This is a genomic window from Bacillus alveayuensis, assembly GCA_030812955.1.
GTDB classification, from domain to species: domain Bacteria; phylum Bacillota; class Bacilli; order Bacillales; family Aeribacillaceae; genus Bacillus_CB; species Bacillus_CB alveayuensis.
In genome coordinates, this window is sequence record JAUSTR010000024.1 from 16,713 (window position 1) to 31,231 (window position 14,519).

Annotated in this window: 10 protein-coding genes, 1 CRISPR repeat array and 1 riboswitch; all 10 genes read left to right on the forward strand. The window is 36.5% G+C overall.

Going from position 1 to position 14,519, the window contains the following annotated elements; all coding sequences use genetic code 11:
* Positions 1-86 precede the first annotated feature (86 nt).
* Positions 87-189: riboswitch (TPP riboswitch) on the forward strand.
* A 118-nt stretch (positions 190-307) separates the two neighbouring features.
* The gene (locus J2S06_RS14435; protein WP_419152748.1) at positions 308-1,588 is read left to right on the forward strand and encodes an acetylornithine deacetylase; all 1,281 of its coding nucleotides are present in this window, start codon (positions 308-310) and stop codon (positions 1,586-1,588) included.
* Between the two features lie 31 nt (positions 1,589-1,619).
* On the forward strand, positions 1,620-2,297 hold the full coding sequence (gene tenA, locus J2S06_RS14440; protein WP_419152749.1) for a thiaminase II: 678 nt from the start codon (positions 1,620-1,622) through the stop codon (positions 2,295-2,297).
* A 416-nt stretch (positions 2,298-2,713) separates the two neighbouring features.
* The gene (locus J2S06_RS14445) at positions 2,714-2,869 is read left to right on the forward strand and encodes a hypothetical protein (RefSeq protein ID WP_419152750.1); all 156 of its coding nucleotides are present in this window, start codon (positions 2,714-2,716) and stop codon (positions 2,867-2,869) included.
* 457 nt (positions 2,870-3,326) lie between these two features.
* Complete coding sequence (gene cas3 / locus J2S06_RS14450) at positions 3,327-5,753, forward strand: CRISPR-associated helicase Cas3' (protein WP_419152751.1); 2,427 nt, start codon at positions 3,327-3,329, stop codon at positions 5,751-5,753.
* A gap of 253 nt (positions 5,754-6,006) precedes the next feature.
* Positions 6,007-6,723 (forward strand): type I-C CRISPR-associated protein Cas5c, encoded by a 717-nt coding sequence (gene cas5c / locus J2S06_RS14455; RefSeq protein ID WP_419152752.1) that lies wholly within the window; start codon positions 6,007-6,009, stop codon positions 6,721-6,723.
* Positions 6,723-8,621 (forward strand): type I-C CRISPR-associated protein Cas8c/Csd1, encoded by a 1,899-nt coding sequence (gene cas8c / locus J2S06_RS14460; RefSeq protein WP_419152753.1) that lies wholly within the window; start codon positions 6,723-6,725, stop codon positions 8,619-8,621. The genes cas5c and cas8c overlap by 1 nt, the downstream gene beginning before the upstream one ends.
* 1 nt (position 8,622) lies before the next feature.
* Positions 8,623-9,474: a type I-C CRISPR-associated protein Cas7/Csd2 gene (gene cas7c, locus J2S06_RS14465; RefSeq protein ID WP_419152754.1), complete on the forward strand. Its 852-nt coding sequence runs from the start codon at positions 8,623-8,625 to the stop codon at positions 9,472-9,474.
* Positions 9,464-10,123 (forward strand): CRISPR-associated protein Cas4, encoded by a 660-nt coding sequence (gene cas4, locus J2S06_RS14470; protein WP_419152755.1) that lies wholly within the window; start codon positions 9,464-9,466, stop codon positions 10,121-10,123. Before cas7c ends, cas4 begins: the two co-directional genes overlap by 11 nt.
* Entirely contained in the window at positions 10,120-11,151 is a 1,032-nt protein-coding gene (gene cas1c, locus J2S06_RS14475) for a type I-C CRISPR-associated endonuclease Cas1c (protein WP_419152756.1), read from the forward strand. The genes cas4 and cas1c overlap by 4 nt, the downstream gene beginning before the upstream one ends.
* Positions 11,152-11,161: 10 nt before the next feature.
* Complete coding sequence (cas2, locus tag J2S06_RS14480; RefSeq protein ID WP_419152757.1) at positions 11,162-11,452, forward strand: CRISPR-associated endonuclease Cas2; 291 nt, start codon at positions 11,162-11,164, stop codon at positions 11,450-11,452.
* A gap of 158 nt (positions 11,453-11,610) precedes the next feature.
* Positions 11,611-14,145: direct repeats of the CRISPR family, unit length 32 nt; unit sequence GTCGCATCCTACATGGATGCGTGGATTGAAAT.
* Positions 14,146-14,519 lie beyond the last annotated feature (374 nt).

Sequence of the window (14,519 nt, forward strand, 5' to 3'; positions counted from 1 at the left end):
ACACACTTGTACGAAAGCAATAGCATGGAAATTCTTTGCTACAACTTATATAGTTAAAGAATGTTTTGAAAAAATTTCATACATTTCAAAACCACTAGGGGAGCTGTTATAGCTGAGAGAGGCTTAAGTCCTTGACCCTTTGAACCTGATCTAGGTCATGCTAGCGTAGGGAAGTGGGGATCATTATACAATTTAAAGCCATAGTATACGTGTATAAACCCGTTCCCTTTTATTTAAAGACGGGTTTTTTATTTTGATCAAAGCGTTATATTGAGTTTTGATCTAGTTTGATGAAAGGAGAATGGGGATGGAGCATGATAAAATTCTCGATGAACTGTTTTGTCAAATTGAGGAGCGGGAAGAGGAATTGCTTGACCTTGTTAAGAAGCTCGTGTCTTTTCAAACACCAAGTCCGCCAGCACGTAATGCTTATGATGCCCAGCAGTATGTTGCTTTGCTATTAAAAGAGGTTGGTTTTCATGTTGATCAGTGGTATTTATATGAAAATGATCCCGTTGTTGTTGGAACGAAAAAAGGAACGGCTCCGTTTGACCACTACAGTCTCATTATTAATGGCCACATGGATGTGGCATCCGTTGAAGATAGTGAAGGTTGGAATACACCGCCGTTTGAAGGGATCGTAAAGGATTCATATATATATGGCCGCGGTGTTGCAGATATGAAGGGCGGTTTGGCTGGTGCGCTATTTGCGATCAAGCTACTAGATGAAAATGGCATAAAGCCGGGTGGTGATCTCATTTTCGAATCCGTTGTAGGCGAGGAAGTTGGTGAAGCCGGAACCAAGTCATGCTGTGACCGCGGATACTCAGCTGATTTTGCGGTTGTCGTCGATACGAGCAATTGTGAAATTCAAGGTCAAGGAGGTGTCATAACAGGTTGGGTCACTATCCAAAGCCCAAAAACATTTCATGACGCAACGCGCCGAAAGATGATCCATGCAGGCGGAAAACTGTTTGGTGCAAGTGCGATTGAAAAAATGATGAAGGTAATCGAAGGGCTTAAAGAGCTTGAACAGCATTGGGCAGTTATGAAAACAAGCGCTGGATTTCCACCAGGCTCCACAACGATTAACCCAGCCGTCATTGAAGGTGGACGCCATGCAGCATTTGTAGCTGATAAGTGCGCCTTATGGATTACCGTTCACTATTATCCTGAACAGCATTACGAGGAAGTCATCGAAGAGATTGAAGAGCATATCAAAAATGTAGCGAAGGCAGACCCATGGTTGCGTGAACACCCGCCGACTTTCATATGGGGAGGCTCTTCCATGATAGAAGATCGGGGTGAGATTTTTCCAGCGTTTTCCATAGATGAAAAATGGCCAGGAGTACAAGTGCTAAAACGAGCACACAAGCGTGCGTTTCAAGAAGATGTCAAGCTTTCGATGTCACCGACAGTGACAGATGGAGGCTGGCTATCTGAAGCGGGAATTCCTGTCGTTTTATACGGGCCAGGAACTTTAGAGGAAGCCCATGCCGTTAATGAGAAGCTATCTATTGAACAACTAAAAAAATTTACAAAGTCGATGACTGCTTTTTTGCTAGAATGGTATCAGAAAAAAAGATAGAGTGCTAGACTGAAAACTAGGGGTGAAGATGATGTTATTTACAAATCGATTATACGAAAAAGCAAAATACATTTGGGATCAATATTACAAACATCCTTTTGTCAAAGGAATCGGCGATGGTACACTTGATATTGATAAATTTCGTTTTTATATGGAACAGGATTATCTTTATTTAATTGATTACTCTCGTTTATTTGCACTTGGAAGCTTAAAAGCACCTGATTTAGAAACAATGACTGTGTTTGCGAATCTCCTTCATTCCACTTTAAACGATGAAATGGAGCTTCACCGCCAATATGCTGAGCGGCTTGGAATACCAAGAGAAAAGCTTGAAAATACGAAGCCAGCTCCAACAACTCTTGCTTATACAGGCTATATGCTGAACATTTCACAGCGTGGATCGCTAGCTGATCTTATAGCAGCCGTTCTTCCATGTACGTGGAGTTATTATGAAATTGGTTTGCGCTTAAATCAAATCCTTGGAGCGAGTGAGCACGAATTTTATGGTGAATGGGTCAAAATGTACGCCTCTGAAGAATTTGGGCAGCTGGCGGAATGGTTAAAAAATTTAATGAACAAGCTTGCAGAGGGTAAAACAGAACAAGAGCTGAAAGAACTAGAAGACATATTCTTGACAACAAGCAAATTCGAATATATGTTTTGGGAAATGTCATACCAAAAACAAATGTGGCCGACGGATAAAGAATAAGGATTGAACAAGTAAAAAGATGGTCTTATTCTTCAATGGAGTTGGTCAGAAACGGTGAAGTAATTGACGAAATTAGCGTTTTATCAGTTCCATCTCCTCTTATGGAGTTTCTATGAAGCTCCCACCTCTAAACAATGTGCAGGTGACACGCAGGATTTTAACATAGGAAAATTTATACTTTAAATATGAATAATCACTTGCTATAATCCACTCATCTGAACGATGGAGTGGGAAAAAATTTTAGATTTTTGTAAATTATTTAAGGGGAAATTTATCTGAACGGAGTGGGAAAGATCACGTTAAGGTGGTCTTTTTCTTTTTTTTGTAAAAAATTATAGAAAAATGTTGAATTTTAGGAAAATTTATGGTTATATCAAGGTGAATATTTAAAAAACTAAAGGGGAGGGAGGAAAATAATGAAAAAGAAATCAATTTTTTCAGTTGTGTTCTCTATTGGTATTGCTTTCAGTTTGTTCTCATCATCATTGGTTGCCAATGCAGAAGAATTAAAAACCGGTAAATGTTCTATTACGATTATGAATAAACCACAAGAAAAATCGGATAACATATAGTAATAAAGTTATTCCGATTGTAGCAGGAACAACAACAATAGCAGTGTAACGATTGCATGATTATCCTTCAAGTAAAGAAGTAATTAGCAAGATTATTGAATATATCGTAAATCTCTTTAGAAAATAAATATTTTTAACTCGAGACTAAGCTTTCGTAGTTTGATTTTCTATTCATTTGATGGTGTGACTAGTATCAATATCTTTAAAAAGTCTTAAGGAAAATGAACCCTTAGTAATGATAAACAGAAGATTTAAGAGTAAGTCGAAAAAAAGATTAATTGATTTAAAGGTTTTCATTTAGTACCCAAAATAGTTCTTTATAATATATGTTTCTAATTTAGGGAAATGGTATCCTTCTATAAAAAATAATAGATACAGAATATTTATAATCATTTATTTATTTAGAGTTCAAGTAAGTATTAGTCAGAAAATTAATAGTATATAAAGAGAGGGACTAATGTTGTTTATAGCACATATTCGTGAAAGTGACAATAGGATACAAACAGTTAAAGATCATTTATTAGAAGTAAAAGATTTAGCTGAATCTTATGGGGAAAAGATAGGTGTAAAACATATAGCTGGTCTTGCAGGTATGCTTCATGATCTAGGGAAATATACTTATGAATTTAGAGAATACATATTAGAAGCAGTAAATAATCCTGAAGCACCTCCTAAAAAGGGAAGTGTTGATCATTCAACTGCAGGTGGGAAGCTTTTATATGAACTTTTCCATACAGGAGAGAATATAGATCGTTACAAAGGGATAGTAGCTGAAGTGATAGGAAATTCTATTATTTCCCATCATTCGTATCTTCAAGATTTTTTAAATCCAGATTTAGAATCAAATTACTTAAAAAGAGTCCGTGATAAAGAATTGCCTGAATTTGATAGGATAAAACAATATTTTTTTAAATATGTTATGAATGAGAGAGATTTTCATAATTATGTTGACAAGGCAGCTGATGAGTTAAAACAATTTTTAGCAAAAGAGTCATCAGGAAATTATGAAAAGCAACTAATGTTTTTAACCAAATTTGTATTTAGTGCTTTAATTGATGCTGATAGAACGAATACAAGATTATTTGAAGAAAATAAAACCAATGACCATATAAACAATCATGAAGAGTTATTTGATATATACTACGAAAGGCTCATGAGAAAAATCAATTCATATAGTAAACAAAAGGATGCCTGTACACCTATTAATCTTCTAAGAAAAGAAATGTCTGATCAGTGTGATAAATTTGCTGAGAGAGCATCAGGAATATATACTTTATCTATCCCAACTGGTGGAGGGAAAACATTAGCAAGTTTAAGATATGCTCTCAAACACGCGAAACTTTATAGCAAAAAACACATCATTTTTGTAGTCCCCTATACAACTATTATTGAACAAAACGCAGAAGAAGTTAGAAAAATATTAAAAGATGATGCCAATATATTAGAGCATCATTCAAACGTTATTGAAGATATAGATGATGATGAAAATCAAGATGGCTTGATTAGTGTGCAACAAAAATTAAAATTAGCCAAAGATAATTGGGATTCACCAATTATTTTTACAACGATTGTACAATTTTTGAACGTTTTTTACGCAAATGGGAGTAGAAATATTAGGAGGCTTCATAATTTAAGTCATTCAGTGATTATTTTTGATGAAGTGCAAAAAGTTCCTATTTCATGTGTATCTCTATTTAATCAGGCACTAAACTTTTTAAAAACTTATGGTTGCTCCAGCATCGTGCTTTGCACTGCAACTCAACCAGCATTAGACTTCGTTGAGCATAAATTAGAAATAAATACGGATGCGGAAATGGTCAAAAACCTAGATTATGTAATTAATGCATTTAAACAGGTGGAAATCATTGATAAGGCAACAAATGAAACATTTAATAATGAAAAACTCTCCAATTTTATTGAGGCAAAAATAAGTGAAGTACAAAGTGTGTTAGTTATTTTAAATACGAAATCAGTTGTGAAAGATCTGTATACTCAATTGAAAATGAAGAAGTTAAATTTACCAATTTATCATTTGAGTACATCAATGTGTGCTGCTCATCGTAATAAAATATTAGGTGAAATAAAAGATCATCTGAAAGAGGGTAATAAAGTAATTTGTGTAAGCACCCAACTGATTGAAGCGGGGGTAGATGTTAGTTTCGATTGTGTGATTCGTTCATTAGCAGGATTAGATTCCATTGCACAAGCTGCAGGCAGATGCAATCGGCACGGTGAAAAGGACATACAAAATGTTTATGTTATAGACCATGAGGAAGAAAAATTGGATCGTTTAAAAGAAATAAAAGTTGGAAAACAAGTGTCAAAAAGAATTTTTATTGATATAAGTCGTGACCAAACAAATCATGGCGGGAATATCTTATCTATGCAAGCTATGGAAAGGTACTTTAAAGAGTATTATACTGAACTTGAATCAAATTTGAATTATTTTATACCGAAATTGAAAAAAGAAATGATTGAACTATTGATGTCCAATAAGAAAAATAGTACTTATTATCAAGCCTATTATCAAAAGAATAATAAATTGCCTCCATTATTTTTAGTAAACAGCTATAAAACAGCAGCTGAGCATTTTCGAGTAATTGATGATATTACAACTTCTGTTATTGTTCCTTATGGTGGTGGAAAAGAAATTATAGCTGAATTAAACAGTAATAAGACAATTAATGAGTTTACACAACTTTTAAGAAAAGTTCAGCAATATACCATAAATATTTACGATTACGAACGAGAACAATTAGTGAAAAATGATGGATTAGTCAGCTGCCTAGATGGGAAAATCCTAGTATTAAAAGAAGGAGCATATGATAAGGAATTTGGTCTCAACCTTGAAAATGACAGCCAGTTGGATGTAAGTATATTTTAAAAGATGCTTACTAAAAGGGGTCTGGGGTCTTAAATAAAATAAAGTACAATCAAAAGGGTGCCAATAACTTTTGGTGCACCCTCTTTCAAATAATATATTATATTTTTCAATCCACGCTTTTAAAAGCGACAATTCATTATACCATAACCTCGATTCGAATTTTATATTTCATATAATATATAATTTTAATATTGAATATTTTCTGAAAAAAATTTATTATTGAATTATTAAAAACAAAAAGGAGGTGTCTGTATTGAGAAACGCTATTGAATTTGAAGTTTATGGTGATTACGCCTTATTCACGGATCCTTTGACTAAACTAGGAGGCGAAAAGCTGTCCTATCAAGTGCCTACCTATCAGGCGTTGAAAGGAATTGTCGAGTCGATTTATTGGAAGCCCACCATACTTTTTATCATTGATGAGGTTCGAGTGATGAATGCGATTCGAATGGAATCCAAAGGCATTCGGCCAATTGAATATGGTGGGGGAAATACACTGGCTCATTATACGTATTTAAAAGACGTGAGATATCAAGTGCGTGCACATTTTGTTTTTAATCCGCACCGTCCTGATCTTGCTTTTGATCGCAACGAACATAAGCATCACAACATACTAAAACGTTCACTGAAAGCTGGAGGACGAAGAGATATCTTTTTAGGCACTAGAGAATGTCAAGGGTATGTTGAACCGTGTGTATTTGGTGAAGGTAAAGGTTTTTATGATGATTATGGCGATATTCATCTAGGTACCATGGTTCATGGGATTAATTACCCAGATGAAACCGGTAGAAACGAAATGGAAGTCCGTTTATGGAATCCTGTGATGAAGAATGGAATTATCCAATTTATTAGGCCGGATCAATGCACACAAATCAGAAAAATCAAAGAAATGAATCCGAAGTTTTTCGATCAAACAAATGTGGAATCGGCGGATGAAATGCTCAAACAATTGGAAGGGGAGGTGAACTAATGAGCTGGTTATTAAATTTATATGAGACATATGAATCCAATTTAGATCGTGTAGGTGTAATGGAAAAAAAGCATAATGAACAAGAGTATACGTTGTTGCCGATTTCTCATACGACTCAAACCGCGCATATTGAAGTGAATATCACAGAAGACGGGCAATTCCATTCGGCAACAGTCATTAAAGAGGTGACTGTCATCCCTTGCACAGAAGATGCCGCGAACCGGACTAGTACGAAAATAGCTCCTTATCCGCTTCACGATAAATTAAGTTATGTAGCAGGCGATTTTGTTACATATGGTGGAAAAATAAAAAAAGAAGAACTTTTTAGCTATTATATTCAACAATTGAAAGATTGGGCAGAATCGCCCTATGCAACAAAAAAAGTAAAAAGTATTTATAACTATTTAAGCCAAAAGCGGCTAATTAAAGATTTAGTGGATGCAAACGTTTTGTACTTAGATCCTAATGGGCATTTAATCCATAAATGGGATAAAAAATACGAATCTTTGTATGGGAGCAAACCGCCTATCTTTTCAGTCATTAGCGCTGGAGTGGAGAGTGCTTTTGTTCGCTTTAATGTTTATTCACCTCGTACTATATTGACAAAGGTTTGGAACGATCCTGAAATGTATGATTCATTTATTTCTTACTACAAAGACCTCTTAAAGAACAACGACGAAGATTTTTGTTATGTAACAGGGAAAAAGTTGCCGGTCACTGATAAACACGCAAACAAAATTAGAAATGCTGGCGATAAAGCTAAACTAATTTCTGCCAATGATACGAGTGGTTTTACGTTTAGGGGACGTTTCCATGAAAGTAATGAAGTGGCCAGCATTAGTTATGATGTTTCCCAAAAGGCGCATAATGCATTGAAATGGCTGATTAACAGGCAGGGAAAAATCTTTGACCAACGCGTGTTTCTTGTATGGGGAAATGATGAAATTACTCTTCCAGATCCGACAGAAGATACTTTTGCTATCCATCCCATGCCATTAGAAAAAAAAGAAAGAAAATCGTTTACGAATCAGGAATTTGCCAATGAAGTAGTCAAAGCCTTGGAGGGTTATAAAGCGAATCTGACAGCAAAGTCCGAGGTAAATATTTTAATCCTTGATTCTGCGACCCCGGGGCGTCTTGCGGTGCTTTATTATCGAAATATGGATAGGGAACTGTATTTACAACGACTGGTTGAATGGCATTCAACTTGCGCGTGGCTTCACCGTTATCGAAAAGATGAAGAAAAGAAAACGGTTCAATTTTATGGAGCTCCCGCGACTAAAGATATTGCGTTTGCTGCTTATGGGCCGAATGCAAACGATAAAGTAGTGAAAGGATTGATGGAGCGCATCTTGTCGTGCATTATCGATACGAAAGATCAAAAAATTCCTCTGGACATTATAAGAAGCGCTTTTTATCGTGCTTCAAATCCAGTGGCAATGGAAAACTGGGAATGGGAAAAAACGCTAAGTATTGCCTGTGCTTTAATTAATAAACAGGAGGGATTTAATGTGGCATTAGATACAGAAAATAACGACCGCGATTATTTATTTGGCCGTTTATTAGCAATTGCGGATGTGTTGGAAAGACGCGCTTTAGATTCCGATGAAACGCGAGCTACTAACGCCATCAGATATATGAACGCTTTTTCCAAACACCCCGCAAGAACATGGAAGACTATTCAGGAAAGTATTCAACCTTATCAAATGAGGCTTGGGACAAAAGGATTATATTTATCCAAACTAATTGATGAAGTGGCTTCTAGAATTAAATTTGAAGATTTTAATAACAAACAGTTATCTGGTAAATACCTATTAGGTTTTTATAGCCAACGACATGCATTATATCAAAAATCAGAAAAAAATACTGAACCATCTAATGAAGTAGGAGGAATGTAATATGTCAATCTTAGATCATAAAATTGATTTTGCTGTTGTATTATCGGTTAAAAAAGCCAATCCGAATGGAGATCCATTGAATGGAAACCGTCCGAGACAAAATTATGACGGACATGGAGAGATTTCGGATGTGGCCATTAAACGGAAAATCAGAAATCGACTGCAAGATATGGGAGAGTCCATTTTTGTTCAATCGAATGATCGAAAAGTCGATGATTTTAAAAGTTTAAAAGAGCGTGCAGAAGCACACCCGGAATTAAAGAAAATTATGAGTTCTAAAAACGGCTCAAGTGAAGAGTTTGCCAAGATAGCTTGCCAGTTATGGATAGATGTCCGGGCCTTTGGTCAAGTTTTTGCCTTTAAAGGATCCGATTTATCTGTCGGTGTTCGTGGTCCTGTTTCAATCCATACGGCAACAAGCGTCGACCCTGTTGATATTGTCAGCATGCAGATTACAAAAAGTGTAAATTCTGTAACAAATGAAAAACGCAGCTCTGACACTATGGGAATGAAGCATCGTGTTGATTTTGGTGTGTATGTTTTTTACGGCAGTATGAATACGCAATTGGCAGAAAAAACAGGATTTACAAATGAAGATGCTCTAAAAATCCAACAAGCTCTTGTTACATTGTTTGAGAATGACTCATCTGCTGCGAGACCTGAAGGAAGCATGGAAGTGCACAAAGTTTATTGGTGGGAGCACAATTCAAAACTGGGACAATATTCTTCCGCTAAAGTTCATCGTTTATTAAAAATTGAAAAAAATGTGGAAGAACCAAAATCGATTGATGATTATACGATCACTTTAAATGAGCTAGATGGTTTAAAAGCTGTGGTCATCGATGGTAAATAATGAGGAAGAAATTTATTTAATGTTGTCCGGTATTCAGCATTTTCAATTTTGTAGACGCCAATGGGCTCTCATTCATATTGAACAGCAATGGGAAGAAAATGTAAGAACGATTGAAGGACAATATCTTCACCGAAAAGCTGACAAGCCATTTATTCGAGAGAAGCGTGGCAATAAACTGATTGTTCGAGCAATGCCTGTAAAGTCAAATGAACTGAAAATTACCGGTGTTTGTGATGTTGTTGAATTTGTTAAAGATAATAATGGTGTAGAAATAGTGGGTGCTGAAGGAAAATATGTTGCCTATCCTATAGAATATAAACGTGGAAAGCCGAAAATAAATGATTCAGATGTTTTGCAATTAACAGCACAGGCTATGTGTTTAGAGGAAATGTTACTTTGTAGTATAAATGTTGGTTATATGTTTTACAATGAAATAAAACGAAGAGTCGAAGTTCCGATCACTTTAGAGGATAAAAATAAAGTAAGGTCGATTGTTTCAGAAATGCATGATTATTATAGACGCAAATATACACCTAAAGTAAAAACTGGATCTTTTTGTAAAAACTGTTCACTCTATAATATTTGTGTACCAAATTTAATGAATAAGCGGACTGTAAAAAGTTATATTGAAGGAAAGATTAAAGAATGAAAAAACTGCTTAACACGTTATTTATTACTCAACCAGATGTTTATTTATCATTGGACGGAGATAATATTGTGCTTCTAAGAGAACAGGAGAAGTTAGGCAGATTGCCACTTCATAATTTAGAATCAATTGTATCCTTTGGATATACTGGTGCAAGCCCTGCTTTAATGGGGTATTGTGCAGAAAGAAATATTTCATTAGTCTTTTTAACTAATAACGGTCGATTTCTAGCAAGAGTGATCGGAAAAAGCAAAGGTAACGTCATCCTTAGAAAGAAACAATATCGTGTATCCGAAGACGAAGTTAAGTCAGCAAAGATCGCCCGTAACTTTATTATTGGCAAGATTTTTAATAATAAATGGATAATAGAAAGAATGACTAGGGATCATCCATTACGAGTAGATGTAGATTACTTTAAAAAAATCTCTCAACATTTATCATCAATCATACTTGATGTGAGAGAGTGTGAAGATTTAGAAAGATTAAGAGGTTTGGAAGGACAGGCTGCAACAAGTTACAATAAATTGTTTAATCAAATGATCTTACAGCAAAAAGAGGATTTTTATTTCCACTCCCGTTCGAGAAGGCCGCCATTAGATAATGTGAATGCAATGCTTTCATTTGCCTATACGCTATTAGCGAATGATATGGCAGCCGCACTGGAGAGTGTTGGTCTCGATGCTTATGTAGGTTTTTTGCATCGAGATCGTCCAGGAAGAGTATCTTTAGCTTTAGATGTAATGGAAGAGTTACGGGGCGTCTATGCAGATAAGTTTGTCTTGTCATTGATTAATAAAAAAGTCGTAAACAAAGAAGATTTTATAAAAAAAGAAAATGGAGCTGTAATTATGACAGATGAAGCTAGGAAGAAATTTTTATCTGCCTGGCAAAATAGAAAACAAGAAAAGATAACTCACCCATATTTAGGAGAAAAAATAACATGGGGATTAGTACCACATGCACAAGCGTTACTATTGGCTCGTTATTTACGTGATGATTTAGATGAGTATCCACCATTTTTATGGAAGTAGGTGCAAAATTTTGTTAGTTTTAATAACTTATGATGTAAGCACTGTGAGTATTGCAGGACAAAAAAGGCTTAGGAAAGTTTCAAAAGTGTGCCAAAATTATGGACAACGAGTACAAAATTCAGTCTTTGAATGCATTGTAGATTCTGCTCAATTTACAGCATTAAAATTCGAACTTGAGAGTATTATTGATAAAAATCAAGATAGTCTCAGATTCTATCAATTAGGCAATAATTATAAGACTAAGGTAGAACATATAGGAGTGAAAGAATCGATTAATATTGAAGATCCATTAATTTTTTAGTGCGAATGTATAGCGAACATTAATTTCCTAATAGGTTCGCACCTAAAATCCTATATTTTATATTCCAATTTTGGGATTTTTTGTATTGTTCACTTTAGTGAATTAAAGAAAGTAGCGTATTTTCGACCAAGATGAAGTTCTTTTAACCGAAAATCGCTGTCGCATCCTACATGGATGCGTGGATTGAAATGATCATGTCATAACATTTTTGAAGGACTTTTAAGTCGCATCCTACATGGATGCGTGGATTGAAATTTTGCTGCAGCAATGCCAGCGATCCAATCTAGCGTCGCATCCTACATGGATGCGTGGATTGAAATATACCCGATTTGATAGGCGTTTTCGAGTATGGCCGTCGCATCCTACATGGATGCGTGGATTGAAATACTCTGCAAAGCTTTTAAACTCTCTATCGCACTCGTCGCATCCTACATGGATGCGTGGATTGAAATTTTGTTCATACGAAGAAGGTATCAACTTCTTACGTCGCATCCTACATGGATGCGTGGATTGAAATCATTATCAGCAACATTTCTTAAAACATTGTTTGAGTCGCATCCTACATGGATGCGTGGATTGAAATCATCTGCGTTTGTAGCATCAAACTTCAGAGTATCGTCGCATCCTACATGGATGCGTGGATTGAAATCATTATCAGCAACATTTCTTAAAACATTGTTTGGTCGCATCCTACATGGATGCGTGGATTGAAATCCTCCAAGAAAAAGACACCGCCTAAGCGATGGTCGCATCCTACATGGATGCGTGGATTGAAATTTCAATCGGCACTCCATTGTAATAATCTTCGAGAGTCGCATCCTACATGGATGCGTGGATTGAAATAAAACTAGGCTTTCGGTTTAATGCCTTTAATGCGTCGCATCCTACATGGATGCGTGGATTGAAATTTCTCTCAACTGTTCAGCAAATTCAAAATCTTGGTCGCATCCTACATGGATGCGTGGATTGAAATAAAATAGATTCGATTTCAAAAGTACGTTTGTTAGTCGCATCCTACATGGATGCGTGGATTGAAATCTCATCATCAGCGTTTAAAGCTGGTGATTCATCTGTCGCATCCTACATGGATGCGTGGATTGAAATCTTCCTCGATTCGGTCTAAATCATCGGCCATTTTGTCGCATCCTACATGGATGCGTGGATTGAAATTTATCAGATTGATTATTAACAATTGGGATACAAGTCGCATCCTACATGGATGCGTGGATTGAAATGTACCTTCGACTAAAAATAAAAAGTCGCCCGAATAGTCGCATCCTACATGGATGCGTGGATTGAAATGAAAACAAGTGCCTAATTATAAAGGGGTTTGGGATGTCGCATCCTACATGGATGCGTGGATTGAAATACACGGAATCCTGTCGGGTATCGAATAGTCTTAGTCGCATCCTACATGGATGCGTGGATTGAAATGATAAGTCCACTCCTACATAACAAGTGCGATCTTGTCGCATCCTACATGGATGCGTGGATTGAAATTGTAATTTGTTCCCATGAAGGTATAACCCCGTGGTCGCATCCTACATGGATGCGTGGATTGAAATTCACCTCCCTCCTAATCACTTTTTCGCGATTAGGTCGCATCCTACATGGATGCGTGGATTGAAATATCTAATCGGTTCATTATGGCTCTATTGGTCACGTCGCATCCTACATGGATGCGTGGATTGAAATATTGTTATAGAATGTCCAATCATTTGGCATAGAGTCGCATCCTACATGGATGCGTGGATTGAAATATGACTGATATTTTACTTTTGTATGTGTAGTAGACGTCGCATCCTACATGGATGCGTGGATTGAAATGTTTGATTCGGTTGAGTTTGATAATTTCGGTGAGTCGCATCCTACATGGATGCGTGGATTGAAATTAAATATAAGAGATCATCCACATCACAGTTAAAGAGCGTCGCATCCTACATGGATGCGTGGATTGAAATATGGAACAAGAGGAACAGAAAGCGAGGGAGAACATTGTCGCATCCTACATGGATGCGTGGATTGAAATACTAATCACATTGCAGAATGATAACCAGCTTGGTGTCGCATCCTACATGGATGCGTGGATTGAAATCGTCATATTCTTCGTCTGTGTAAGTTTGTTCGGTGTCGCATCCTACATGGATGCGTGGATTGAAATACCTCCTAATTGGTTTCAATGATTTTAACCGTTTGGTCGCATCCTACATGGATGCGTGGATTGAAATTTTTGACGGCTCTTTCCTTGCCCCTACGCATCGTGTCGCATCCTACATGGATGCGTGGATTGAAATAAAGCAAAACGCCACATAAGCGTTGTACACATCTTGTCGCATCCTACATGGATGCGTGGATTGAAATTAGAAAAAACTGTATATTTCGTGAGCATCCCTCCGTCGCATCCTACATGGATGCGTGGATTGAAATACTATAATTGGGAATAAGTCTTGAAATATCTGGAGTCGCATCCTACATGGATGCGTGGATTGAAATAACTACCTTGACACATTGAAAGACGCAGATGGTCGTCGCATCCTTTATGGATGCGTGGATTGAAATAGCAAGGGCAAGTGGCGTTGAGTGAAACAATTCGAGTCGCATCCTTTATGGATGCGTGGATTGAAATAATACCAGCACCAAATTGATGAAATGACAACGGTTGTCGCATCCTTTATGGATGCGTGGATTGAAATCCCCTCTCGTCTATCTACACAGCGAGTGAGGTCTACTTCGGGATCCTACATAATTCTCTGAACGTAGTGGGATATAAAGTGGTTGCCGAAAGGAAGTTTGGGTTATGCGAGTTGCGTTTTATCTGAACGTAGTGGGAGATAAAAGAATACCAGCTATAAAAATTTAATGGTTGCTTTAGGTATAGTAGTATCAGGAACCACACTCTTAGCGGTAATATTCATTATTGACATGACAACTGATAAAGATCGAAATGATATAAAGAACAGTTTTGTTATATTCTCAACTTTCGCACACAGAAATATGAAGACAGTCCTTGATATAACGAGGTAAAGAAGTAATCCAATTGGACAGTTGACACTGAAAAATGTCCATA

What these genes read in the sequence shown, in the direction of transcription:
- J2S06_RS14435 (WP_419152748.1), top strand. Translation starts at nt 308, where the DNA reads ATGGAGCATGATAAAATTCTCGATGAACTGTTTTGTCAAATTGAGGAG.
- tenA (WP_419152749.1), top strand. Translation starts at nt 1,620, where the DNA reads ATGTTATTTACAAATCGATTATACGAAAAAGCAAAATACATTTGGGAT.
- J2S06_RS14445 (WP_419152750.1), top strand. Translation starts at nt 2,714, where the DNA reads ATGAAAAAGAAATCAATTTTTTCAGTTGTGTTCTCTATTGGTATTGCT.
- cas3 (WP_419152751.1), top strand. Translation starts at nt 3,327, where the DNA reads ATGTTGTTTATAGCACATATTCGTGAAAGTGACAATAGGATACAAACA.
- cas8c (WP_419152753.1), top strand. Translation starts at nt 6,723, where the DNA reads ATGAGCTGGTTATTAAATTTATATGAGACATATGAATCCAATTTAGAT.
- cas7c (WP_419152754.1), top strand. Translation starts at nt 8,623, where the DNA reads ATGTCAATCTTAGATCATAAAATTGATTTTGCTGTTGTATTATCGGTT.
- cas4 (WP_419152755.1), top strand. Translation starts at nt 9,464, where the DNA reads ATGGTAAATAATGAGGAAGAAATTTATTTAATGTTGTCCGGTATTCAG.
- cas1c (WP_419152756.1), top strand. Translation starts at nt 10,120, where the DNA reads ATGAAAAAACTGCTTAACACGTTATTTATTACTCAACCAGATGTTTAT.